The sequence below is a fragment of the Geodermatophilus sp. YIM 151500 genome (genome assembly GCF_025716945.1).
Lineage (GTDB): Bacteria > Actinomycetota > Actinomycetes > Mycobacteriales > Geodermatophilaceae > YIM-151500.
Genome location: NZ_JAOVZT010000005.1, coordinates 77,491 through 100,579, shown reverse-complemented (window position 1 = coordinate 100,579; position 23,089 = coordinate 77,491). Strand labels below are relative to the sequence as shown.

Below are 23,089 nucleotides of genomic sequence, written 5' to 3'. Positions count from 1 at the left end.
AGAGGGCCGAGAAGGACCTCCCCGCCCCCACCGTCGGATGACCCGCCTGCCCCGCCGTTCGCAGGCTCACGGCGGGGCCCTGCAGGGAGGCCGCTGGGTCAGGTCCGTACATCCGGAGAGGAGATCCACCGTCATGGCGCACGAGGTGAAGGGCGTCGTCGCCCGCAGCAAGGGAGCACCGGTCACCGTCGAGACGATCGTCGTCCCCGACCCCGGTCCCGGCGAGGCCGTCGTGGACGTGCAGGCCTGCGGGGTCTGCGCCACCGACCTGCACTACCGCGAGGGCAACATCAACGACGAGTTCCCGTTCCTGCTCGGCCACGAGGCTGCCGGCGTCGTCTCCGCGGTCGGTGAGGGGGTCACCAACGTCACGGTCGGCGACTACGTGATCCTGAACTGGCGGGCGGTCTGCGGCCAGTGCCGGGCGTGCCTGAAGGGCGAGCTGCAGTACTGCTTCGACACCCACAACGCCGCGCAGAAGATGACCCTGGCCGACGGCACGGAGCTGTCCCCGGCCCTCGGGATCGGCGCGTTCGTGGAGAAGACGCTGGTGCACTCCGGCCAGTGCACCAAGGTCGACCCCGAGGCCCCGGCCACCGCCGCCGGCCTGCTCGGCTGCGGCGTGATGGCCGGCGTCGGCGCGGCGATCAACACCGGCGGCGTGCGCCGCGGCGAGTCGGTGGCGGTGTTCGGCTGCGGCGGCGTCGGGGACGCCGCGATCGCCGGCGCGAAGCTGGCCGGTGCCAGCACGATCGTCGCCGTCGACATCGACGACCGGAAGCTGGAGTGGGCGAGGGCGTTCGGTGCCACCCACACCGTCAACAGCAAGAACACCGACGCGGTCGAGGCGATCAAGGGCCACACGAACGGCTTCGGGGTGGACGTCGCGATCGACGCGGTCGGCCACCCGAAGGTGTTCGAGCAGGCCTTCTACGCCCGCGACCTGGCCGGCCGGGTGGTGCTGGTCGGCGTCCCCACCCCGGACATGACCATCACCCTGCCGCTGCTGGAGGTCTTCGGCCGCGGCGGGGCGATCAAGTCCTCCTGGTACGGCGACTGCCTGCCCTCCCGCGACTTCCCGATGCTGGTCGACCTGTACCGCCAGGGCCGCTTTCCGCTCGACGACTTCGTCAGCGAGGCCATCGGCCTGGACGACGTCGAGGAGGCCTTCGACAACCTGCGCCGCGGCGAGGTGCTGCGCTCGGTCGTGGTGCTGGACAAGTGAGTGCACGCATCGACAAGGTCGTCATCCCCGGCGTCTTCAGCCTCGACGGGCAGGCCTTCGACGTCGAGAACAACGTCTGGTTGGTCGGGGACGACGACGAGGTGCTGGTGGTCGACGCGCCCCACGACGCCGCCCCGATCGTCGAAGCGGTCGGGGGACGGCGGGTGACCGCGATCGTGCTGACCCACGGGCACGACGACCACATCACCGCCGCGCCCGCGCTGCGGGAGGCGGTCGACGCCCCGATCTGGTTCCACCCCGCCGATCGGATGCTCTGGGACATGACCCATCCGGGCATCGCGCCGGACCGGGATCTCGACGCGGACCTGCGCTTCCGTGTCGCCGGCGCCGAACTGCTCGTGCTGCACACGCCCGGGCACTCGCCGGGCAGCACGTGCCTCCACGCTCCCGAGCTGACCACCGTCTTCACCGGCGACACCCTGTTCCGGGGCGGACCGGGCGCCACCGGCCGGTCGTTCAGCGACGAGCCCACGATCCTGGCCTCCATCCGGTCGCAGCTGCTGACCTTGCACGGCGACACCGTCGTCCGGACCGGGCACGGCGACGACACCACCATCGCCGCGGAGCTGCGTCATGCCGGCTGAGGGACGCGTCGCCACCGCACCGGACGGCCCGGTCCCGGCGAGCTCGGCCGACAGCCCGCCGTCTCGGCGTCGACCACGGGAACGGTTGGAAACGGCGCTGCGCGAGGCGAGCTACGAGGTCCTGCCGCTGCGCGGCGCCGAGGAGTCGATCGTCGAGCACGTCCCCCGGACCGTGCCGCTCACCGTGACGGTGACCGAGGCCAAGGGCCTGACGCCGACCATCGAATTGGCCGAGCGGTTGTCCCGCCACGGGTTCACCGCCACGCCGCACCTGGCCGCCCGGCTGGTCCGGGACGCATCGCACCTGGCCGACGTCGTCGCCCGCCTGCGTGCCGCGGACGTGGACAGCGTGTTCGTGATCGGGGGCGACGCCGTCGAGCCCGCGGGGACGTTCCCCGACGCCCTCGGCCTGCTCGAAGCGCTGGAGGTCGTCGGCCACCAGTTCCGGCGGGTGGGGATCGGCGGCTATCCCGAGGGGCACGGGCACATCAGCCCGGAGCACATCGAACGCGCCCTCGAGCGCAAGGCACCGCACGCCACGCACGTCATCACGCAGCTGTGCTTCTCCGCCGCGACGACGACGGCCTGGGCGCGGCAGGTCAAGCTGCGGGGCGTCGACCTCCCGATCCGGATCGGGCTCCCCGGCGCGGTGACGCGCCAGAAGCTGGTGCGCATCTCGGCGGGGCTCGGGCTCGGTCAGTCGGCCCGGTTCCTGCTGAAGCAGCACAGCATGGTCTGGCGCTTCTTCCTGCCCCACGGCTACCGACCGGATCGTCTCGTCCAGGGCCTGGCGCCCGCGCTGGGGCGGTTCGAGCACAACCTGGAGGGCTTCCACCTGTTCACGTTCAACGAGGTGGCGCGGACGGAGGCGTGGCGGCAGGAATGGCTGGCTCGCCTGTCCGACGCAGTGCCGAGGTAGCGACGTCCGCGGCCGGCGGCGAATCGCAGCCGCGGGGCCGGGAGGACGTCGTCCTCCCGGCCCCGTACCGGCCCGTCCAGAGGCTCGCCGCGAGCCTGCGAGCGGCGAGGAGGACAGGGTCCTTCCGTCAGCTCGTCAGGCGCTGCGTCAGCCACTCGTGGAAGGCGCCGATGTGGTGCTCGGAGGGCACGAGCACGCCGCCGTTGGCGTAGGCGCGGGAGGACATGGCCGGCTGGGTCCGCTCGCAGGCGGCGAAGTCCTGCTCGTTCACCCGGTGGAACAGCTCCACCGACCGCGTCACGTCCTTGCCGGACTCGACGACCTCGCGGGTGTAGAGCCAGTCGCACTCCACGATGGTCCGGTCGACCGCGACCGGGAACATGCGGTGGAAGATGACGTGGTCGGGCACCAGGTTGACGAAGACGGTCGGCCTGACCGTGATGGCGTAGTAGCGGCGGTCGTGGTCCTCGTCGACGCCCGGGAGCCGGTCGAAGCCCTCGCTGCCGTCGACGGTGAAGCCCTTGACGTCGTCCCCGAACTCCGCGCCGTGCCCGACGAAGTACTGCGCCGCGTACCCGTCGGCGAACTCGGGGAGCACCTCGGTGAGCTCCGGGTGGATCGTGGCGCAGTGGTAGCACTCCATGAAGTTCTCGATGATGAGCTTCCAGTTGGCCTTGACGTCGTAGGTGATGCGGCGCCCCACGGACAGCGCATCGAGCTCGTAGTGGTCGATCGAGTCCACGTCCCCGAGGCGCTCGACGATGGCGCCCACGACGTCCTCCTCGAACGACGGGGGCTCCTTCGCCAGGCACACCCACGCGTAGCCGAGCCATTCGCGCAGCGCCACCGGCACCAGGCCGTACTCGACCCGGTCGATGTCGGGCATCTTGGTCAGGTTGGGGGCCGCGACGAGCTTGCCCTCGAGGTCGTAGGTCCAGGCGTGGTAGGGGCACTGGAAGGCCCGCTTGACCGCTCCCGAGTCCTCGGTGCAGATCTGCGCACCGCGGTGCCGGCAGATGTTGAGGAACGACCGCAGCTGCCCGTCCCGGCTGCGGACCACGAGCACGCTCTCCCGCCCGACCTGGACCTTCTTGAAGGAGCCGGGCGTGGGAAGGTCACTCGAGCGCACGGCGCAGAGCCACATGTTCTCGAAGACGTGGGACTGCTCCAGCGCGAAGATGGCCGGGTCCGTGTAGTACTGGCCCGGCAGCGTGGAGATGAGGCTCGCGGGCAGGTCGGTGGTGGTCATTCGACACCTCGGGGATTCCGTCGGGCGGTGTGGAGGGACGCGCCGGAAGTCGGGCGACGCAGGTCTGTGTCGACCACGGTCGTCGTCCGTCACCGAACTCAGGACGACCGATGTGTTGCACATTACTCAGCGGGTCGCGCCTGACGCAACAACCTCACGCGCCCGACGTGCATCCGTCCGTTCATCCGCGGACGGCGGGCGCGTCAACGGGCTTGGGTGAAGAAGCCCAACCTCCGGCTCAGCTCGCCGGCGCCCGACACGACCCGCCGGACGAGCCTCGGGAAGTCCTGCGGGTCGATGCGGAAGGACGGCCCGGAGACGCTGAGGGCCGCGATCACGTCGCCGTCCCCGCCCCGGACCGGCGCGGCGACGGCGTTGAGCCCGATCTCGTACTCCTCGACGGTGGAGCCCCAGCCCTGCTCCACGATCCGGTCGAGGTCGTGTCGCAGCGCCTCGGGATCGGTGATCGTGCTCTGGGTGAACCGCGGCAACTCCCGGGAGAGCACGTCCTTGCGGATGGCGTCGGGAGCGTGGGCCAGGAGCACCTTGCCGCTCGAGGTCGCGTGCAAGGGGGTGCCCTGCCCCACCCAGTTGTGGGTGCTGAGCGCCGCCGGCCCGCGGGTCTGGCTGACGTTGACCGCGCGGTCGCCGTCCAGGATGGCGATGTTGACCGTCTCCTCGAGATCGGCGGCCAGCGCCTCGCAGATCGGCCGCCCCTCACGGGCGATGTCCAACTGAGCGGCGGCCGCGCCGGCCAGGCGGACGACCCCGAAGCCCAACCGGTACTTGCCTCGATCGGCCAGCTGCTCGACGAAGCCCCGGCTCTCCAGCGCCGCGACCAGCCGGAAGGCCGTGGACTTGTGCACCCCGAGCTCGGCGGCCACCTCCGTGACGCCGGCCTCTCCCTGTGCCGCCAGGATCTCCAGGACGCTCAAGGCCCGGTCCACGGATTGGACGACGGCGACCGACCCCCGCTCTGCGCTCTCACCCTGCGGCTCGCTCATGACTTCAGCGTAGGGCGCCCTCGTGCAGTGCAGCTTTCTCCTCTTGACGATCGGGTGACGACCGGCCATGCTGTTGCGCTATCGGCACGAGGTTGCGACATCCGCAACACTCACGGAGCCTGGAGCGCCCATGATCCCGGTCTGCCCCACAACCGCGTTGCCGCCCGGCGAGGCGACCCGAGTAGAGGCCGACGAGCCCATCGCGGTCTTCAACGTCGACGGCGAGTTCTTCGCGATCGACGACACGTGCACCCACCAGGACGCCTCCCTGGCCGACGGCTGGCTGGACGGCTGCGCCATCGAGTGCCCCCTGCACGCCTCCTGCTTCGACCTGCGCACCGGGAAGGTGTCCGGCCCGCCGGCCAAGACACCGGTCCGCACGCACCGGGTCGTCGTCCAGGACGGCACGATCTACGTGCAGCCCGGGGTGGCCGCGGACGGTGCCGCATGAGCCCCACGGTCGCCGTGGTCGGGGCCTCCCTGGCGGGCCTGTCGACTGCGCGAGCGCTCCGTGACCGGTCCTACGACGGCCGGATCGTGGTCATCGGCGACGAGGTGCACCTCCCCTACGACCGCCCGCCCCTGTCCAAGGACTTCCTGGCCGGCACCGCCTCGCTCGAGGACATCGCACTGGGCACCCCCGACGACGAGGACCTCGGACTCGAGTGGCGGCTGGGTACCACCGCGATCGGCCTGGACCACCTCGGCCGCTCGGTGCTGCTGAGCGACGGCAGTGGGATCCGGGCCGATGGCGTGGTCCTGGCCACGGGTGCCCGCGCCCGGCGCCTGCCCGGCAGCGAGGGGCTCGACGGCGTGCACGTGCTGCGCTCCCTGGACGACGCGATCACGCTCCGGCAGGAGCTGACCGCCGCCGAGCGGCTCGTCGTGATCGGCGCCGGCTTCATCGGGGCTGAGGTCGCGTCCACGGCCCGCGGACTCGGGCTGGAGGTGACCGTCGTCGAGACCCAGCCCGTCCCGCTGGCCGGCCCGCTGGGCGCCGCGATGGGCGCGGTCTGCGCCGAGTTGCACGCCGACCACGGCACCCGCCTGTTGACCGGCACCGGGGTCGCCGGACTGGTCGGGAGCGGCCGGGTCGAAGCCGTCGAACTGACCGACGGCACGCTCCTGCCCGCCGACGTGGTGGTCGTCGGCGTCGGTGCCGCACCCAACGTCGAGTGGCTGGCCGGGTCCGGCGTGGCCCTCGGCAACGGCGTCCTCACCGACGCGCGCGGCGCGACGAACATCCCGGGCGTGGTCGCGGTCGGCGACTGCGCCGCGACGTGGTCGGCCGCCGCGGACAGGCACGTCCGCACCGAGCACTGGACCAACGCACTCGAGCAGCCGGCCACGGCGGTCGCCGCCCTCCTGGGCGCCGGGGAGCCGGTGCCCCCACCCGTGCCCTACTTCTGGTCCGACCAGTACGGAGCCCGCATCCAGTTCGCGGGATTGCGCCGCGAGGGCGACGTCGCGCGTGTGGTGGAGGGCAGCTGCGCCGACCGCAGCTTCCTCGTGGTCTACGAGCGCGACGGGCACCCCGTGGCCGTCCTCGGGATGAACCAGCCCCGCCTCTTCACCCGCTGGCGCCGGCAGCTGCGCTCGGCGGTGGCCGCAGCGTCCTGAGCCTCGGGCCGATCCGGACCGCCGGCGGCTACCGGTCGCGCTGACGAGCGCTCGGACGGCACGGCGACTGCGGCGGTCGCCAGCAGGGCCGCCGCGGCGACGAGGGTGGCCGGCGTTCCCGCGGCGTCGGCGAGGGCGCCGAGCAGGACGGCACCGGTGGCCTGGCCCGTGGTCAGTGCGATGAACAGCAGGGCCGTGGCCTGTGCGGCCGCTTCGGGCGCCAGCCGGCCGCCCAGGGCGATGAGCACGCCGCTCAGGGCCACGAAGCCGCCGCCGAACAGCGCCAGCGCCACCGCGGCGACCGCGACGGCGCCCGGTCGCCAGGCGAGCAGCACCGTGCCGACGGCGGCGGTCCCCGCCGAGACCAGCCAGGCGGCGGGCAGGCCCGCTGTGCGCACCAGGGTCGCGCTCAGGCCGCCGAGGAGGGCGGCCCCGCCCAGCAGGCACCACAGCAGCCCGGTGACCTGGGTGGACAGTCCGCTCCCGGCCGTCGCCTCGGGACCGAAGGTCCACACCCCGGCCCCGCCGGCCCCCGCGAGCACGCTCGCGGTCAGCGGGCGGACGAGGCGCAGCGGCCGCCGTCCGCAACCCCGCCGACCCGCGGCGGCGGCGGGTGGGCGCCAGCAGGCGGACCGGTCGGCCCACCAGGTCACGAGCAGCGCACTGGCGGCGAAGCCGAGCCACGCCCACCGCCACTCCACGGGCCAGGCGAGCACCACCAGGCCGCCCGCGACGACCCCGGCGCCAGTGCCGCTGTTGACCACCGCCTGGGACCGGGGTTCGGCCGGCGGCGACACCGTCCCGGCCACGGCGGCCACCAGGGCCGGACTGGCGGCCCCCGCTCCGCTGCCGGCGACGAGCGCCCCGATCGCGAGGACCGGTGCCGCCTCCGCGCAGGCGACCACCAGCGAACCCGCGGCCGCACTCCCGCCGGCCCACCACAGGGCCCGCCGTGCCCGGCCCCGGTCGACCAGCCGCAGGCCCAGGAGGGCGGCGACGCAGTAGGCGAGGTAGCTGCTCCCGCCGATGACGCCGGCGACGCCGGAGGTCAGCCCCAGCTCGGCCCTGAACTGGGGCAGGTACAGGCCGATCCCGTACCGGGTCAGGCCGTAGGTCACGGCGATGACCAGCAGCCCGCTGACCACCAGCGGGTGCGGCGCCCACCGGTCAGCAGGGCTCGTACTCCACCGTAACGATCGTTTCACCATAACGACCGTTATACTAGGCGCGTGCGCACCACCGCTGCGAGTCGACCGGCCCGGGAGCGACTGCTCGACGCCGCCGGCGAGTTGTTCTACGAGTCCGGCATCGCCGCGACCGGGGTGGACGCCGTCCTGGCCCGCGCCCACGTCTCACCGGCGACCCTGTACGCGCACTTCGCCGGCAAGGACGGGCTCGTGGCGGCCTACCTGGAGCGCCGCTACCGGCACTGGCAGCAGGTCTGGGACGAGGTCCTCGACGAGGAGTCCGACCCGGTCGACCGGCTGCTGTCGGTCTTCGACGCGGTCGTGCGGTACCGCCGGGCCGAGGGCAACCGCCGCGGGTGCGCGTTCCTCGCCGCTGCCACCGAACTGCCGCCGGGCCATCCGGGCCAGGACTGGCTGGCCGCCGACTCGCGGCTGCTGACCGAGCGTCTCCACCGGCTGGCCGAGGATGCCGGCGCCGACGATCCCACCGAGATCGCCGACGGCCTGCTGGCCTTCTACGACGGGGCCCTGGCCCGCCTCGCGCGCCAGGCGGCCACCTCGGGTCTGGACACCGGCGACCCGGTGACGCGCGCCCGGCGGATGGCGGCGGGCTGGTTGGCGGGCCGGCTGCCTCGGGTCCGCTCCTCCGCCTGAACCCGGCAGCGCGACGAGCGCGCATCCGAACGCGGAGAGCCTTCGGGTACCGGAGCGGCACGGGGCGACTCCGGTACCCGAAGGCCCCCCCTTGCGGGCGGGACTTCAGTCGCGCGGATCCTGCGGACGGCCGATGGCCTCCGCCGTGGGCTGACTCTGCGCAGGGACGGACGCGTCACCGGCCGGCGCCACGAAGTTGCCGCCCCGGCCGGTCGGCAGCCGGCCACCCGGCTCCGGGCCGTTCGGCAGCCGGTCACCCGGCTCCGGGCTCGTCCGGGAGGACGGCACCGCCACGGCCGCGGGGTCCGGTGCGCCGGGGCTCCGGGCCGGTTCCACCACGAGGACGAAGTCGTCGCCGTGCCGGCTGATGCCGTCGACCACGGCCTGCTCGATGGCCACGGTGGCGTAGCTGCCCCGCAGCACGATGGGGTCCCGCCGGAGGTCCTTGACCAGGCTCACCGCCATGGCCGCCATCACCAGGGCGAACGGCAGTGCCGCGATGATCGTCAGGTTCTGCAGCCCCGTCAGGGCGGCACCGTCTTCCCCCAGGAGCAGCATGATGGCTGCCACGGAGCCCATCACCACGCCCCAGAAGACGACGACGGGGCGGCTGGGCTCCAGGGTGCCGCGCTGCGAGAGCGACCCCATGACGATCGAGGCCGCGTCCGCACCGGACACGAAGAAGATCGCCACGAGGATCATCACGAGCACGGTCGCGGCGGTGGCCAGGGGGAACTGGTCCAGGACGGCGAACAGCTGCCCCTCCGTGGTGCCCTGGCCGGCGACGTCGACACCGTCGCGCTGGGTGGCGATGCCGGCCCCGCCGAACACGGCGAACCACAGCAGGCTGACCAGGCTGGGCACGAGGAGCACGCCCGTGACGAACTGGCGGATGGTCCGGCCGCGGCTGATGCGGGCGATGAACAACCCGACGAACGGGGTCCAGCTGATCCACCAGGCCCAGTAGAAGACCGTCCAGCCGCGCAGCCAGGCGGCCATCGGATCACCGCCGGTGGCCTCGGTGCGCGCGGCCATCTCACCGAGGTCGGAGAAGTAGCTACCGACCGCGTCGGGGATCAGGTTGAGGATGAAGATCGTCGGCCCGGCGACGAAGACGAAGACCGCGAGGAGCAGGGCCAGGACCATGTTGGTGTTGGCCAGCCACTGGATCCCGCGGGCGATGCCGGAGACGGCCGAGGCGACGAAGGCGGCGGTCAGCACGGCGATGATCACCACCAGGATGCCGTTGCCCAGGTCTCCGGCCCAACCGAGGATCTCGAACCCGCTGCCGATCTGCAGGGCCCCGAGGCCGAGGGACGCCGCCGACCCGAACAGCGTGGCGAAGATGGCCAGGACGTCGATGACCCGGCCGGCCGGGCCGGCGGCCCGCCGCTCGCCGAGCAGCGGGACGAAGGCGGAACTGATCAGCTGACGGCGGCCCCGTCTGAAGGTGCCGTAGGCGATGGCCAGCCCGACGACGGCGTAGAGAGCCCACGGGTGCAGGGTCCAGTGGAACAGCGTGGTCGCCATCGCCGTCTGGATCGCCTGGGACGTCTCGGCCTCGCTCGTGAGGGGCGGTGGGGAGACGAAGTGCGACAGCGGCTCGGCCACGCCGAAGAACATCAGCCCGATGCCCATGCCGGCGCTGAACATCATCGCTATCCAGGAGATGGTGCGGAACTCCGGTCGCTCGTCGTCACGCCCCAGCGGGATCCGCCCGTACTTCCCGGCCGCCAGCCAGATCACGAACACGACGAAGGCCGAGGCCAGCAGCACGAACAGCCAGCCGAGATTGCCGGTGATCCAGTTGAGGACCGAACCGCTCACGGTGCCGAGGCCGGTGGGCGTGGCGAAGCCCCAGGCGACGAAGCCCAGCGCCATGACCGCGGCGACGGCGAACAGGACCCTGTCGACGGCCCAGTGCCGGTCGGCGACGCAGGGCGGCGGCTTGGCGATGGCGGGGTGGGTCCCGGCCACGGACACCTCCTCGGCCGTGACGGCCGATCGCCCCTCCCCTGCTCCGCCTCCGCCGCCGGCGGACGTCGGATGGGCCTCGACGGCCTCCGAGCGGGTCGATCGACGGGAGGGCGAGGCTTCCTCGCTGCGCGGTTGCTCCATGACACTCCCCAATCCCTGTTGCGTCATCCGAGACTGACTTCGCATGAGGGAACCAGAGGGTCGCCTGTCAGACAAGGCCTCCCCGTGATTCTTCGCACAGTTCGCCTCCGACCGGACTCAGCGTCATGTCGGAGGGACGAGGTGGATCGACGGTCGGGGCCCGCCGGTCGGCTCGGCCATGTGCTCGTGCACGACGGCCCGGTTCCCGCCGCGGCGGACACACGACCACGTGGCGTCCACCGAGGTGTTGTGCGACGGCCCTGATGACCAGCGGGCCGTGCACGCAGAGACGGCCACCGCGTGAACGTGTGTGCACCATCCGCAGTCCTCCACGAGAGACCGACGCGATGACCGCTCCGAGCAGTATCGACCCTGCCCGCTTCCCCCGCGCGCCGCTGCCCCAGCCCCGACCTGGATCCGGCGCGGGTTCCACGATCGAGGATCGAGTCGCCGGCGCTTCGCCCCGAGACCGGCTCGCACCGCTCGCGGTCGTCGATGCCCGTTGCCCGGTACGGTCGGCGAAGCGGCCGAGCGGCGATGCCTGCAGGGTCGGCAGCGCGTCCCCGATGGGAGGCGGCATGGCCGAGGACAGGGCGGCGGGGGCCGGTGGGTGGCCCCGGTTGCGGGTCCTCGACTGGACCGACACCCGCGACACGCTCCACATGTGGACCCAGGTCGTCGGCAAGATCCGACTGGCCCACGCTCCGCTGCTCAACCACTGGTGGCAGGTCACGCTGTACGTGACGCCGCGGGGCCTGACCACGTCCGCCGTCCCGTACCGGCAGGGCGCCTTCGACATCGAGTTCGACTTCGTCGACCACCTGCTGCGCATCCGCAGCAGCGACGGCGGGATCCGCACGGTGGCGCTGGAGCCCAAGCCCGTGGCCGCCTTCTACGCCGAGACCATGGACGCGCTGGGCGGACTCGGCATCGAGGCCCCGATCCAGGCGAGGCCGAACGAGGTGGACCCGGCGATCCCGTTCGCCCGGGATCACGAGCACGCCTCCTACGATGCGCCCGCCGCCCACCTGTTCTGGCGCCAGCTGCTGCAGGCCGACCGCGTCCTGGGTGAGTTCCGCTCCCACTTCACCGGCAAGGTCAGCCCGGTGCACTTCTTCTGGGGCGCCATGGACCTGGCCTGCACCAGGTTCTCCGGAAGACCCGCCCCGCCGCATCCCGGCGGGGTCCCCAACTGCGGGGACTGGGTGATGGTGGAGGGCTACTCGGGCGAGCTGGCCAGCGCCGGGTTCTGGCCCGGTGGCGGTGCCGAGGGTGCCTTCTACGCCTACGCCTATCCCGAACCGGACGGCTACGCCGACCACCCGATCGGTCCGTCCGAGGCGTTCTACAGCCGGGACGAGGGCGAGTTCCTGCTGCCCTACGAGGTGGTGGCCGCTGCGGCGGATCCCGACCGGATGGTGGCCGAGTTCCTGCACAGCACCTACGAGGCCGCCGCGGTGCGCGGCGGCTGGGACCGGGCGGCCCTGGAGGACGACCCCCGTCGACTGGACAGGCATCGGTGACAGCTGGCACGACCGAGAGGACGTCCGGATGACGAACCGAGCAGACCTCCCGGATCCGGAGCAGGGGCTCGTGCTCACCCACTTCGCGATCGTGCGGGGCGTCGCGGTCTCCCGGGACTTCCACGCCGGCTGCACGGCCGAGCTGCGGGGCCACCTGCTCGACCCGGACGCCTACCTGCTCGAGGTGGGACAGGCCACGGGCACGCGGGACGGCATCCTGGCCGACCGGCCACCGGCTGTCAGGGGTGCTGGGGGAACGTCGTCAGGCGGACGGTCTCGGGTAGCGCGCCGAGCGTGGCCAGCAGGGCCGGGGGCAGGTCGCCGTTGACGTCGGTGACGACGTAGCCGAGCTCGCCGCGGGTGGCCAGCACCTGTCCGTCGACGTTGAGCCCGTGCTCGCCGACCAGCGCGTCGACACGGGCGAGGACACCGGGCACGTTGCGGTGCAGCAGCGCGAACCGGGCCGCCGAGGAGCCGTGCAGGGCGACCGCGGGCAGGTTCACGCTCAGCGTCGTCGTCCCGGTGCGGGTGTAGTCGGCCAGCTTGCCGGCGACGAACCGCCCGATGTCGTACTGGGCCTCCTGGGTCGACCCGCCCACGTGCGGCGTGAGGATGACGTTGGGCAGCCCGCGCAGCACCGATTCGAACGGGGCGCCCTGCTCCCGCGGCTCGTCGGGGAACACGTCCACCGCGGCCCCGGCGATGTGGCCGCTCGCGATGTGCTCGCGCAGCGCCTCGTGATCGACGACGAATCCCCGGGAGAGGTTGAGGAACAGGCTGCGCCGGCGCATCCGGGCGAACTGCTCGGCGCCGAACAGGCCCGCGTTCCCGGCCCGCCCGTCGACGTGCAACGTCACCGTCTCGGCCCGCTCGAGCAGCTCCTCCAGGCTGCCGCAGGCCTGCGCGTTGCCCAGCGCCAGCTTGTCCTCGAGGTCGTAGAAGAGCACCCGCATGCCCAGCGCCTCGGCCAGCACCGACAGCTGGCTGCCGATGTTGCCGTAGCCGACGATGCCCAGCGTCCGCCCGCGGATCTCGTGACTGCCGGTCGCCGACTTGTCCCAGATGCCGGCGTGCAGCGCCCGGTCCCGGTCGTTCAGCCGCCGGGCCAGGCTGATGATCTCCGCGATCGCCAGTTCCACGACGCTGCGGGTGTTGGAGTACGGCGCGTTGAAGACCGCCACCCCGGCCGCGGCCGCCGCGACGAGGTCGATCTGGTTGGTGCCGATGCAGAAGGCGCCCACCGCCGCCAGGCCCGGACGGCGGTCCAGCACGGCACCGGTGACCTGTGTCTTCGACCGGATGCCGAGCAGGTCGACGCCGTCGAGCGCGGCGGCCAGGTCGGCCTCGTCCAGCGCTCCGCGCCGCGACTCCACCTCGTACCCCGCCGCCGACAGCAGCTCCCTGGCCACCGGGTCGATGTTCTCCAGCAGCAGAGCTCTCGGCATGTCTGGCGGGTCCCCCTCGAGTCGAGTGTGGTGCCCATCCTCGCAGTCCCCACGGGAGGGCCGGGCACGGGTGGCGTCCACCTCGTCGTGTGCCGGACGGCGACCCTCCGGTGAGGGGGTCGACGTCCACGCCTGTCGACGACGACTGGACAGGCATCTTCTTCGCCCCTCGAGCCAGTCCGTCGCTGCCCGGCACCGACAAGAACACCGACGCACTGCTTCGCCGGTACACCTCCAAGGCCGACCGACCGGCCCGGTGCTCCTCGCGGCGCTCGGGCTGGAGCGTCCGCCGTCCGTCCGCCGCGCCGGAGGACCGCCCCCTGCCCACCACCGTGCGGGATGCGGTCACCCTTCGGCGGGCAACGGTCTCGCGGGCCATTCGAGCAGCCGCGCGCCGAGCGCGGCGGCCTGCAGCGAGAACCGCTGATCCGGCCGGGTCACGCTGTAGCCGGTCAGTTGCGCGACGCGGGCCAATCGGTATGTGACCGTGCGCACCGAGACGTGCAACCGCCGGGCGGCCTCGGTGGCGACGTCACCGGCGCCGAAGTAGGCCTGCAGCGTCTCCAGCAACACCTGCGGCCCGCCCCGGACCTGCGCCAGCGGGCCGAGCACGTCGCGGACCAGATCGACGATCGCGGCCTGGTCCCGGCCGAGCACCCGGTACACCAGGAGGTCGCGGGCGTGGACGACCTCGTCGTCGAGGTCCAGCCGGTCGGCGAAGGCCAGGCTCTCCCGGCATTCCTCGTAGGACCTGGCGACGCCGTAGGCCCCGGGGAACGCGCGCCCGGCTGCTACTCGCCAGCGGCCGACGATGCGCAAGCGCTCCAGGTCCTGGCGCAGCAGCTCACCGATGTCCAGGCCTCGCGCCGCGGCGCCGGCGGGTGTGGCCGCGCTGGGCACGAGCACGACCACGCGGCCGTCCTTGGTGGCGACGAGCACCTCGCGATCGCCGAACCGGTCCACCACGGCGCGTTCCAGCACAGCGGCGGCCCGGCTCACGTCGCAGTCGGGGTCTCGGGGGGCCACCAGCGCGACGTGGTGGGGCTTGCCCAGGTCGATGCCGAACAACTCGGCGCGCTGCACCATCGCCGAGACGTCGGCGTCGCCGCGCAGCAGATCATCGACGAACTCCGCGCGCAGCGTCTCCTCGCGGCGGATCATGTCCCGCCGTTCGGACTGGTGGCCGTCGACCAGGACGCCGATGGCGTCGTCGAGCACCCGCAGGACGGCCTCCGCGGCGCGACGGACCTTCTCCGGGTCGGAGGAGCGCACGACGACCGGAAGCTGCCGCCACAGCCGCCAGGCCGCCGACAGGTAGAGGTCGACAGCGCGGCGGGCGCCGACGCCGTCGGCGGCCGCCCGTCGGCCCAGCTCCCGCACCGCGTCGAGCTCCCAGGCGTCGGGACGGCGGCCGTGGATCGCGGCGTCGGCCAGCAGCGGCAGGTACTCCCCGAGCAGCTCGGCCGGTGCCCGAGCAGCAGACGCCGCCGCGTCGCCGACTGCGGCCAACCAGTCCGGCGTCGCCGTCGAACCCCTCTCGCGGTGCACTTCCTCGGCACGGCGGATCATGGTCACCCTCCCACCGGTGCGACGGCTCGACACGCGGACCCCGCATCCGTTGCCGACGACCGGCAACACCACCTTGCCTCAGATGACCGTCGGCGGCCGTGGCGCGTTGCCGTCGGAAGGCGGCATCGTCGACGGCGGCGAGGAGGTGCCGGTGCCCAGGCCGGCCCACCAGCGGCGAACCGGATCGGTCGGGCGCCGGTCGGCGGGGACATCAGGGAGCGACGCCTGTGGCGCTCGTCGGGCGGATGACCTGCCAACAGCCACGGCACCGAGAGGAGCAGCGCGATGATCCGCCGTCCGGCGAGCACCGATGCAGCGATCGCCGCGGGGCTAGCAGCCCCCGCGCCGGCCCAGCGGGAGTTGCTCACGTCTGTCGCCGCCGCCAGGTGCGCGCGGTACGGCGCACCGACGGCAGGACAGGTGATGCACCGGAGTCCTCCGGTCGCTGATCATCACACCTCGCTCTGGACCGCGTGGACGCGACTGCGTGGCCCCGAGCAACGACACCTGGTCGTCATCGACGCCCAGGTGCGGCCGCTGGGCGTGCTCGAGGAGCATGACCTCGCCCTGGCGTGGCCTCCCGGCCCGCTGGGCGCGCAACGCGTACCGCTGCGCCGGCTGGTCCGGGGGTACACCCCACGGGTGCGCGACTCCGACGACCTCGCCGCCGTTGCCCGCACGATGCTTGCCGCGGACACCGAGGCCGTCCCCGTGGTCGACCACGCGGACCGGCTGCTGGGCCTGATTACCGCTCGGCGGTGCATCGAGCTGCTGGCCTGCCGCGCCCTCGTGTAGCCACCGGCGGCACCTGGCGAGAGCCGGTCAGGGCGGTCAGCCGCGCGGGAAGAGCAGGACGGCAAAGGCCGCCCGCTCCTGACGCGGCCGCACGGTGAGCAACCCCGGCGCCGCCCCGCCGCAGCCGTCCGGGGGGCCGAGCGGCTGTGGTGAGCCGTGGCGTGCCTCGACACGGGCTGACGGCCGGCTGTGCTCACCCGCACACCCGCCGCGGACGCCGTGCCGGCGGGCGGCGTGGGCTCGTCCGCGGCGGCCCGCCCGCTCGCGAGCGGCGCAGCTGAGTGCGCTCGCCGTCGGCCGGGTCGACGGCGACGACGGCGGTGAGGCCGGTCAACTCCAGTGGACGGAGGACGCAGCGGCGACCGCCGGTGCGGATCACCAGGCGGGCGCCGCGCATCCGGCAACGTTCATCCGCCCGGGCCAGGACCTCGACCCCGGCGGCACCGAGGAACCGGACCTGTCCCAGGAAGACGACGAGCTCATGCAGACCCGCTCGGGTCGCTTGCGACTGGAGGCAGATCTCGAGCACCGGCGCGGTGTAGGAGTCGACCTCGCCGACGACCTCGACGACCACTCGTCCGGGGCGGGGGTCGGGCAGGGTCGTGACCGACAACAGCTGGCCGGGGGCGGGAACGGACCGGTGGTTGGGCGTGTGCAGCACGCAGGGCTCCATGCGGGAAGACCTGGCCCGCCGGGGGCGAGGCAAAGAGCTCGCCGTCGACGGGCACGGGTGCGCGGGCGGGTCAGCGCAGCGGGTCGAAGGGCGCCAGCTCGGGTGGGGACTCCCCCTTGAGCACGGTCTGCGCGATCAGTTGCCCGGTGATGGGACCGAGCGCGATGCCCCACATGCCGTGACCACCGGCGACGAACACGCGTGGCGACGCGGTCGCGCCGAGCAGCGGCAGCCCGTCGGGGGTGCACGGGCGGGAGCCGACCCACTCGTTGCGCCGGTCGTCGAGGTCCACGCCGGTCACGAAGGGGCGGACGGCGTCGACGATGGCACCGATACGCCGGGGGTCGAGCGGATCGCCGGGGCGGCGGAACTCCATCATCCCGGCTATCCGCAGCCGCTCGCCCAGCGGCGTGAGGGCCACCCGCTGGGTCGGGAAGTACAGCGGGCCGCGCGGCATGCGGTCCACCGGGACGCTGAAGCTGTAGCCGCGGCCGGCCTGCACCGGGTACCGGACCCCGAATCGACGCGTCAACCGGCTCAGGTCGGCTCCGGTGGCGACGACGACGGCATCGTGATGCGGTCGCTCCCCGGCCGCGGTGACCAGGGTGACGCCACCGGTGCGGTGCTGCAGGTCGGTGACCTCGGCTGCCTGGACGATCTGGCCGCCGCGAGCCTCCACGGCCATGGCAAGGCTGGTGACGAATTCCGGTGGGTGCAGGTACCGCTGCCCGTGGATCTGCACTGCGGCGCCGACCCGGTCCGTCAGCACCGGTTCCGTCGCGCCCACCCGCCAGTCGGTGACCGCGTGGAAGTTCGCCGTCTGCCCGGCGTCGCGGATGTGCTCGAGTTCGGCGCAGAGGCGCTCGGCTTCGCGCTCGCGGCGGAAACACGCCAGGAACGTCTCCGCCCGGTGGGTGGCGGCCATCACCCCGCCCGCGGCGAGCACGTCGAACGCCTCCAGTGCCCGCTCGTTCAGGGGCACGTACGCGGCCATGCCGCGCCGCCATGCTCGCTCGGTGCTGTGCGCGACGAAGCCGGTCAGGAAGCGGGCCAGTGTGGCGTCGGCACGCAGCGGCAGGTAGACCGGCGACCGAGGGTTGAGCACCGCCCGCAGCCCGTAGCGCAGCACCACCGGCTCCGGAAGCGGCGCGGTCAGCGCCGGGGTGATCCAGCCGGCGTTGCCCCACGAGGCGCCGGCGGCGATGCGGTCACGCTCGTAGACGGTGACCTGCACACCCGTCTCCTGCAGGAACCAGGCGCAGGACAGGCCGACCATGCCGGCGCCGATCACGGCCACCTGCCGCGGGGCGCCGGTGGCGGATGCCCGCCCGGATGGGAAGTACTCCTCCTCGAAGGACATGCTTGCTCCTGTTCCGCCGTCTGCTGCCAGCGGGATCGGCCCAGACCTTGGCGCACGCGTCGGGCGTGCGCCCGTGCCGGTCAGCCGTGTGGGACCGGTGGACGTCCGGGGGATGGGTACGAGGAGAACCGGCGCAGCCGAGAGGCCGGCGCCGGTGTCGGCCGCTCAGCGGGCCGATGCTTGGCAGGCCACGCAGCCGGCCGCGAACGGCCGGAATTCCAGTCGCTCGAGAGGAATCTCGACGCCGCACTGCGTGCACATCCCGTACGTGCCGTCGGCGATGCGGTCGAGCGCCGCGTCGATCTCGTCGATGGTCAGCAACAGCCTGGCGGCGCGGCTGAGGGCGACCGGATCCGGCATCGAGGTGGCCGCTTCGGCCAGGGCGACTTCCCGCTGGCGGACGCAGTCGGCGCGCTGGTCGTCCAGCAGCACCCGGAACGAGTCCCACTTGGTCGCCGGAGTCGGGGCGGTCGCGGCCGGCACGTTCACGGTCATGGACATGGTGCATCTCCTGTCGGGCGATGAGACACAGAAGGCGCGCCACCGACGGGTGGGGCGCGCCTCGAGGACTGCTGACACTGCGATGTGGTCAGTGGACCTCCGGCGGCGCTCGGCCCTGTCGGCGTCGCAGCACGTCCCGACCGCGCAAACCACGAGCACGCGGTTCGATCGGGAGAGTCAGCAGTCCCCCGCCGGTCAGCGGTGAGAACAGGAGCCCGAGCATCGAGGGGCCTCGACCGGTGCCCGGTCGCATGGACCCACCGATGGCGATCGGCGGGCGAGCGGACACAACGATCACCCCCTTCCCCGCGGCGGATTTCCGAACTCGTGACCTGACCATGCCCGTCGAGCAGTGCGGCGGAAAGGGCGGCCACCGGCGAACCCACCGGGCCGCACCTTTCCGACAACCGGCAATGTGTCGAGGATCGACACCGGGGCGGCTGACATGGGTTGGGCGGGGCCGGCGCACAACCTCCGGATCGGCGTGGCACACGGACACCGACGAGGCCCTGCGGCTCCCCGAGTCTCAGGCCCGCTGTGCCGCGGGCTCGTCGGGTTCGGGGACGTCGACGCGGAACGGGACAGCACCTACCTGGATGTCGAGGGCAGGGGACATCCGGTCACCGGCGACTGCGATCAGCGTTCCGCCGTCGAGAGAGAGGCGCTGGGCTGCTGTGGCATGCCGTCGTTCCAGACGCCGGGATCCCGACCGTTCGTCGGGCGCTCGCTGGCACAGGCGAGGCCATGCGCTGCTGCTCGGGTGGGCTTCCCCGATCGGACTCGAACCAACAACCCTGCGAGTTGGTATGGGTTGATCGCCGCTGAACGTGCTGGTTAGGGCCTTCCAGGCCGTTGACCCTCGTTGGTCATCAAGACCGAGTGCATCCGCACCCCCGTCTTCCACGCCGGCCCGGCGAAGGACCGAACCGGGCGCCGGGCGCCCGCGTCGATGCCACCGGCACGCGCCGTCGCCTGTAAGCGCTCTTCGCCATGGGCTGGTCGGCCGAGCTGCTGGCAGGCCAGCTCGGCCGCCGCCCGAGCAGCCTGTGCCGCTCCGTGTTCAGCGGGACGATCACCTCCCGCACCGCCCAGGACGTCGCTGCCCTCTACGAGCAGCTGTGGGAACTTGCACCGCCACGGATGACCCTCGAGCAGCGTGCCGCCGCCGACGCCGCTGAAGCCTGTGCCGCCGTGGGAGGTTGGCCGCCGCCGCTGGCCTGGGATGACATCGACACCGATCCCACCCCGCCGCCGACCACAAGGTCGCCTGCGCCAGACGACATCGACGAGATCGCCGTCGAACGCGCCCTCGCCGGTGACAGCGTCTCTGACGACGACCTGACGTCGGCCGAACAACAGGAGGTTGTCCGCCGTCTCACCGCTCGAGGGAGCTCGATCCGGGACATCGCTGCCCAGCTCGGGACGACAAAGCGAACGGTCTCCCGACGACGCGCAGCCATCGGCGCCGCGTAGCTAGACGGGCACGTGAAGGGCGCCATCTCGGCGAGAGGCGGCGAGACGCACCCTCGGCTGGACCGAGCCCGTAGGCAGGAAGGCGACCCGTGGCCCTCCATCGGTGGAGCGCAGGACGCCATCGTCAGTGGCCCTCCTCTCGCCTCCCCACGCGCGGATCGGCTTGCCGCGGACAGCACACCTCCGGGGTCCGCGGCACTCGTTCTCTTCAGTGCCGCATCGGCTCCACGCAGCCATCGGTCGAGATGGCGCGTGTCCTCTGTCGGCGGCCACAGTTCCCGATCACGACGGCTCCATCGGCAGCGCCGCCAGCTGCGTGCGGCTGGTGATGCCCAGCTTGGTGAACACGTTGCGCAAGTGGTAGTCGACGGTGCGCGGACTCAGGAAGAGCTGTGCGGCGATCTCCCGGTTGGGCAACCCCCGGCGCACCAGCCGGACCACGTGCTGTTCCTGCGCGGTGAGTTCCGTGGTTCCGGCCGCGGCGTCTCGCCGCTGTGCGGCCTCTCCCGAGGCACGGAGCTCCTGGCGGGCGGATTCGGCCCACGGCGCCGCGCCCAACTCCTCGAACGTGCCCATCGCCTCCCGCAGGTGCGGACGGGCGTCGACCCGCCGTCGGCGGCGGCGCAGGAAACGCCCATAGGCGAGCTGGGTGCGGGCGCGCGCCGGCCGTCGCCGGGATCGCCCGTGCGCGGCCAGGGCGTCCCGGAAGTGCTTCTCGGCCTCGTCGCCGTCGGCGAGCACCGCCCGGGCGTGCGCAGCGGCCGCCGCCGCCCAGGCCGCTCCCGTGCCGTCGGCGAAAGCCTCGAGCTCCGCGGCCCACTGCTCGGCCAGGTCGGAGCGGTCCGTGCGCACGGCTGCCTCGACGCGGTCCACCGCCGCCAGGTGTCCGACGGGCTCGGAGCGGATCCGTTCGAGAGGCCGCAGCGCGGCCGCCGGGGTGCCGGTGTCGAGCAGCCCCCGGGCCCACCGCGCGAGGTCGGTGACCAGGTCGGTGGTGATGCCGAGGGCCGTCGTCGCTGCAAGGGCGTCGACATCGGCCAGGTGCCGGGCGGCGCGCTGCTCGTCCCCCCGCAGCGCGGCGAGGACGGCGAGCGTGGCGGTGGGCCAAGCGGCGAGCACGGGCTGGGCGACGTTCTCGGCCAACGCGAGCGCCTCGCAGGCGCCGCTGGCCGCCTCGACCCACCGGCCGGTGGCCAGCTCCGGGACGTGGCGGCGGGTCAGCGCGTGCACGATCATGGTGACTGCGCCGGTCGACCGTGCATGCGCGAGCAGCCGGTCCTGGAGCCGCATCGCCACCTCGTCGTCGCCCAGGTGCCAGGCGGCGACACCGAGGTTCATCAGCAGGTCCTCATCGGCGACGACGTCGAGCCGATCGGCCAGGTCGACCGCCTCTCGCAGGAGCGGGGTCGACCGTTGCCAGTCGCGGCGCGGCACCGCGTCCAGCCCCCGCACCAGGACGGCCAGGCACCGGCTCCGGACCGGTGCCTCGGGGCCGGCGGGGGGCAGCAGGTCGACCGGCCGGACAGGGCTGGCCGAGCGTGCTCCGAAGGCGGCCAGCCCCGCCCCCAGCATGGCGAGGTCGGCGGCCTGCCCGCGATCCCAGGGCGCCAGCTCTGCTGCCGCCGTCAGGGCCATGCGGTGGGCCTCCTCCGGCGATGCCCCGTGGAATTCCAGGTAGGCCCGCAACCTGCGCAGCTCGGCCCGCAGCCGTGGCTCGACGGCCATGGCGAGACCGGCGTCGGCCAGCGCCCTGGCGCGTGCCGGCTGCGCGCCCAGCGAGGCCGACTGCGCGGCCCGGAGCAGGCGCGCAACACGGGCCTCCCCCGGCTGTGACAGTTCGGCGGCCCGCTCCCAGGCGGCCGCGGCGGCCTCGTACCCGCCGCGGGCCGCCGCCCGCTCGCCGGCGGAGTCCAACGCGGCGACGACGTCCTCGGCCGGCTCCTCCACCGCCGCGGCCAGGTGCCAGGCCCGCCGGTCGACCTCCTCCGGACGGTCCAGGACCGCGGCCAGGGCCCGGTGCACGCGCCGCCGGCCGGCGCTCGTCGCCGCCCCGTAGACCGCCGAGCGCACCAACGGGTGGCGCAGCTCGACTGCGGCGTCGCGGACGTGGAGCAGGCCGGACCGCTCCGCCTCCTCCCACGCCTCGTCACCGGCGCCCAGCTCCCGGGCGGCTCGGCGCACCACCGCAGCGCGTCCGGAGTCGTCGGCCGCGGCGGCCAGCAACACCGCCTGCGCCTGGGCCGGCAGCCGCCGGTGACGGTCCAGGAAGGCCCGCTCGACGCCCTGCGTGAGCGGGAGCCGCTCGGGCAGCGGAGCGGCGCCGGCGAGCTGCTCGGCAGACAGCGTCGCCGCGAGCTCGACCAGAGCGAGCGGGTTCCCGCCGGTCGCGGCGAGCAGCGCCCCGGCGACCTCCGCCGGAACCGGCACCCCCGCACGCTCTCGGAGCAGCGCGCCGGCGGCCTCGCGGTCGATACCGCCCAGGTCGAGCGTCGGCAGGTCGGTCCCCTCGATGGTGACCGCGTCCCCGGTGCGGGCGCCGAGGAGCATCACCACCCGCTCGTTGGCGAGCCGCCGCCCGACGAACAGCAGCGCCGCCGCCGACGCCTCGTCCAGCCAGTGCGCGTCGTCGATGACGGCGAGCACCGGCGCCTGCTCGGCCGCCTCCCCGAGCAGGTTGAGAACCCCGAGGAAGATCAGGAACCGGTCGGGCTCGCCCCCCGTGGCCTCCCCGAACGCGGTGCGCAGCGCCTGCCTCTGGGGAGCCGGCAGCCGCTCGGCGCGGGACATGATCGGCCGGAGCAGCCGCTGCAACGCGGCGAAGGCCAGCGGCGACTCCGATTCCACACCCTGCGTCCGCAGCACGGTCATGCAGGCATCGGTGGCTCGCACGGCAGCGTCGGCGAGCAGCGCCGACTTGCCTACCCCGGGCAGGCCGCGGAGCACCAGCACCCCACCGGTGCCCGCTGCAGCATCGGCGAGCATCGCGCCGAGGGCCGCTCGTTCCCGTCCTCGGCCCTGCAGCACGCCGGGCAGCGTACTCGGCGCCCGCCGTTCGCGATCATGGAAGACGTCCCACCCGACCCCGGCGATCCCACCGATCCGACTCACCCGGTCGCCCGGCTGCGGGGGATGCACACCTCGACCCCGTCGGCTCGGGGATCCCGGTGAT

19 protein-coding genes are annotated in these 23,089 nt (G+C 73.2%); 9 read left to right on the top strand and 10 right to left on the bottom strand.

Annotated features, from left to right (window positions below; translation table 11 throughout):
* Positions 1-133: 133 nt before the first annotated feature.
* The 3 genes from OF117_RS10615 (at position 134) to OF117_RS10605 (ending at position 2,749) form a co-directional block, all read left to right on the top strand.
* Complete coding sequence (locus OF117_RS10615; protein ID WP_263552803.1) at positions 134-1,225, top strand: S-(hydroxymethyl)mycothiol dehydrogenase; 1,092 nt, start codon at positions 134-136, stop codon at positions 1,223-1,225.
* Positions 1,222-1,830 (top strand): MBL fold metallo-hydrolase, encoded by a 609-nt coding sequence (locus OF117_RS10610; protein ID WP_263552802.1) that lies wholly within the window; start codon positions 1,222-1,224, stop codon positions 1,828-1,830. Before OF117_RS10615 ends, OF117_RS10610 begins: the two co-directional genes overlap by 4 nt.
* Positions 1,831-1,915: 85 nt before the next feature.
* On the top strand, positions 1,916-2,749 hold the full coding sequence (locus OF117_RS10605; protein ID WP_263552801.1) for a methylenetetrahydrofolate reductase: 834 nt from the start codon (positions 1,916-1,918) through the stop codon (positions 2,747-2,749).
* 127 nt (positions 2,750-2,876) lie between these two features.
* Here OF117_RS10605 and OF117_RS10600 read toward each other — a convergent pair whose 3' ends face one another.
* Both OF117_RS10600 and OF117_RS10595 read right to left on the bottom strand, forming a co-directional pair.
* Complete coding sequence (locus OF117_RS10600) at positions 2,877-3,998, bottom strand: aromatic ring-hydroxylating oxygenase subunit alpha (RefSeq protein WP_263552800.1); 1,122 nt, start codon at positions 3,996-3,998, stop codon at positions 2,877-2,879.
* 203 nt (positions 3,999-4,201) lie between these two features.
* Positions 4,202-5,002, bottom strand: a complete 801-nt coding sequence (locus OF117_RS10595; RefSeq protein WP_263552799.1) for an IclR family transcriptional regulator — start codon at positions 5,000-5,002, stop codon at positions 4,202-4,204.
* A gap of 130 nt (positions 5,003-5,132) precedes the next feature.
* On the opposite strand from OF117_RS10595, the gene OF117_RS10590 reads away from it, so the two are divergent.
* Both OF117_RS10590 and OF117_RS10585 read left to right on the top strand, forming a co-directional pair.
* A complete protein-coding gene (locus OF117_RS10590) occupies positions 5,133-5,453 on the top strand; it encodes a bifunctional 3-phenylpropionate/cinnamic acid dioxygenase ferredoxin subunit (protein ID WP_263552798.1) in 321 nt (106 codons plus the stop codon).
* Positions 5,450-6,622 (top strand): NAD(P)/FAD-dependent oxidoreductase, encoded by a 1,173-nt coding sequence (locus OF117_RS10585; RefSeq protein ID WP_263552797.1) that lies wholly within the window; start codon positions 5,450-5,452, stop codon positions 6,620-6,622. The genes OF117_RS10590 and OF117_RS10585 overlap by 4 nt, the downstream gene beginning before the upstream one ends.
* Here the strand turns inward: OF117_RS10585 and OF117_RS10580 are convergent.
* Entirely contained in the window at positions 6,517-7,767 is a 1,251-nt protein-coding gene (locus OF117_RS10580; RefSeq protein WP_263552796.1) for an MFS transporter, read from the bottom strand. The two genes, OF117_RS10585 and OF117_RS10580, sit on opposite strands and share 106 nt — an antisense overlap.
* Positions 7,768-7,851: 84 nt before the next feature.
* Here OF117_RS10580 and OF117_RS10575 point away from each other — a divergent pair, with 84 nt between their 5' ends.
* Positions 7,852-8,463: a TetR/AcrR family transcriptional regulator gene (locus OF117_RS10575; RefSeq protein ID WP_263552795.1), complete on the top strand. Its 612-nt coding sequence runs from the start codon at positions 7,852-7,854 to the stop codon at positions 8,461-8,463.
* A gap of 105 nt (positions 8,464-8,568) precedes the next feature.
* Here OF117_RS10575 and OF117_RS10570 read toward each other — a convergent pair whose 3' ends face one another.
* The gene (locus OF117_RS10570; protein WP_263552794.1) at positions 8,569-10,440 is read right to left on the bottom strand and encodes a BCCT family transporter; all 1,872 of its coding nucleotides are present in this window, start codon (positions 10,438-10,440) and stop codon (positions 8,569-8,571) included.
* Positions 10,441-11,159: 719 nt separating this feature from the next.
* Here OF117_RS10570 and OF117_RS10565 point away from each other — a divergent pair.
* The gene (locus OF117_RS10565) at positions 11,160-12,104 is read left to right on the top strand and encodes a DUF5996 family protein (protein ID WP_263552793.1); all 945 of its coding nucleotides are present in this window, start codon (positions 11,160-11,162) and stop codon (positions 12,102-12,104) included.
* 239 nt (positions 12,105-12,343) lie between these two features.
* On the opposite strand, the gene serA is transcribed toward OF117_RS10565, so the two are convergent.
* The gene (serA, locus tag OF117_RS10560) at positions 12,344-13,549 is read right to left on the bottom strand and encodes a phosphoglycerate dehydrogenase (protein ID WP_263552792.1); all 1,206 of its coding nucleotides are present in this window, start codon (positions 13,547-13,549) and stop codon (positions 12,344-12,346) included.
* 345 nt (positions 13,550-13,894) lie between these two features.
* Entirely contained in the window at positions 13,895-15,118 is a 1,224-nt protein-coding gene (locus OF117_RS10555; protein WP_263552791.1) for a PucR family transcriptional regulator, read from the bottom strand.
* Between the two features lie 423 nt (positions 15,119-15,541).
* Here OF117_RS10555 and OF117_RS10550 point away from each other — a divergent pair, with 423 nt between their 5' ends.
* Positions 15,542-15,913 carry an HPP family protein gene (locus tag OF117_RS10550; RefSeq protein WP_263552790.1) on the top strand — a complete coding sequence of 124 codons (372 nt, stop codon included), beginning with the start codon at positions 15,542-15,544 and terminating at the stop codon, positions 15,911-15,913.
* 193 nt (positions 15,914-16,106) lie between these two features.
* Here OF117_RS10550 and OF117_RS10545 read toward each other — a convergent pair whose 3' ends face one another.
* The 3 genes from OF117_RS10545 to OF117_RS10535 form a co-directional block, all read right to left on the bottom strand.
* Complete coding sequence (locus tag OF117_RS10545) at positions 16,107-16,574, bottom strand: STAS domain-containing protein (RefSeq protein WP_263552789.1); 468 nt, start codon at positions 16,572-16,574, stop codon at positions 16,107-16,109.
* Between the two features lie 82 nt (positions 16,575-16,656).
* On the bottom strand, positions 16,657-17,946 hold the full coding sequence (locus OF117_RS10540; RefSeq protein WP_263552788.1) for an NAD(P)/FAD-dependent oxidoreductase: 1,290 nt from the start codon (positions 17,944-17,946) through the stop codon (positions 16,657-16,659).
* Positions 17,947-18,111: 165 nt separating this feature from the next.
* Positions 18,112-18,447, bottom strand: coding sequence for a TraR/DksA family transcriptional regulator (locus tag OF117_RS10535; protein WP_263552787.1), 336 nt, complete (start codon positions 18,445-18,447; stop codon positions 18,112-18,114).
* Between the two features lie 990 nt (positions 18,448-19,437).
* Between OF117_RS10535 and OF117_RS10530 the strand changes: the two genes are divergently transcribed.
* Positions 19,438-19,920, top strand: coding sequence for a hypothetical protein (locus OF117_RS10530; RefSeq protein ID WP_263552786.1), 483 nt, complete (start codon positions 19,438-19,440; stop codon positions 19,918-19,920).
* 282 nt (positions 19,921-20,202) lie between these two features.
* On the opposite strand, the gene OF117_RS10525 is transcribed toward OF117_RS10530, so the two are convergent.
* The gene (locus OF117_RS10525) at positions 20,203-22,944 is read right to left on the bottom strand and encodes an ATP-binding protein (protein WP_263552785.1); all 2,742 of its coding nucleotides are present in this window, start codon (positions 22,942-22,944) and stop codon (positions 20,203-20,205) included.
* Positions 22,945-23,089 lie beyond the last annotated feature (145 nt).

What these genes read in the sequence shown, in the direction of transcription:
- OF117_RS10615 (WP_263552803.1), top strand. Translation starts at nt 134, where the DNA reads ATGGCGCACGAGGTGAAGGGCGTCGTCGCCCGCAGCAAGGGAGCACCG.
- OF117_RS10600 (WP_263552800.1), bottom strand. Translation starts at nt 3,998, where the DNA reads ATGACCACCACCGACCTGCCCGCGAGCCTCATCTCCACGCTGCCGGGC.
- OF117_RS10595 (WP_263552799.1), bottom strand. Translation starts at nt 5,002, where the DNA reads ATGAGCGAGCCGCAGGGTGAGAGCGCAGAGCGGGGGTCGGTCGCCGTC.
- OF117_RS10590 (WP_263552798.1), top strand. Translation starts at nt 5,133, where the DNA reads ATGATCCCGGTCTGCCCCACAACCGCGTTGCCGCCCGGCGAGGCGACC.
- OF117_RS10585 (WP_263552797.1), top strand. Translation starts at nt 5,450, where the DNA reads ATGAGCCCCACGGTCGCCGTGGTCGGGGCCTCCCTGGCGGGCCTGTCG.
- OF117_RS10565 (WP_263552793.1), top strand. Translation starts at nt 11,160, where the DNA reads ATGGCCGAGGACAGGGCGGCGGGGGCCGGTGGGTGGCCCCGGTTGCGG.
- serA (WP_263552792.1), bottom strand. Translation starts at nt 13,549, where the DNA reads ATGCCGAGAGCTCTGCTGCTGGAGAACATCGACCCGGTGGCCAGGGAG.
- OF117_RS10555 (WP_263552791.1), bottom strand. Translation starts at nt 15,118, where the DNA reads ATGATCCGCCGTGCCGAGGAAGTGCACCGCGAGAGGGGTTCGACGGCG.
- OF117_RS10550 (WP_263552790.1), top strand. Translation starts at nt 15,542, where the DNA reads ATGCACCGGAGTCCTCCGGTCGCTGATCATCACACCTCGCTCTGGACC.
- OF117_RS10540 (WP_263552788.1), bottom strand. Translation starts at nt 17,946, where the DNA reads ATGTCCTTCGAGGAGGAGTACTTCCCATCCGGGCGGGCATCCGCCACC.
- OF117_RS10535 (WP_263552787.1), bottom strand. Translation starts at nt 18,447, where the DNA reads ATGTCCATGACCGTGAACGTGCCGGCCGCGACCGCCCCGACTCCGGCG.
- OF117_RS10530 (WP_263552786.1), top strand. Translation starts at nt 19,438, where the DNA reads ATGGGCTGGTCGGCCGAGCTGCTGGCAGGCCAGCTCGGCCGCCGCCCG.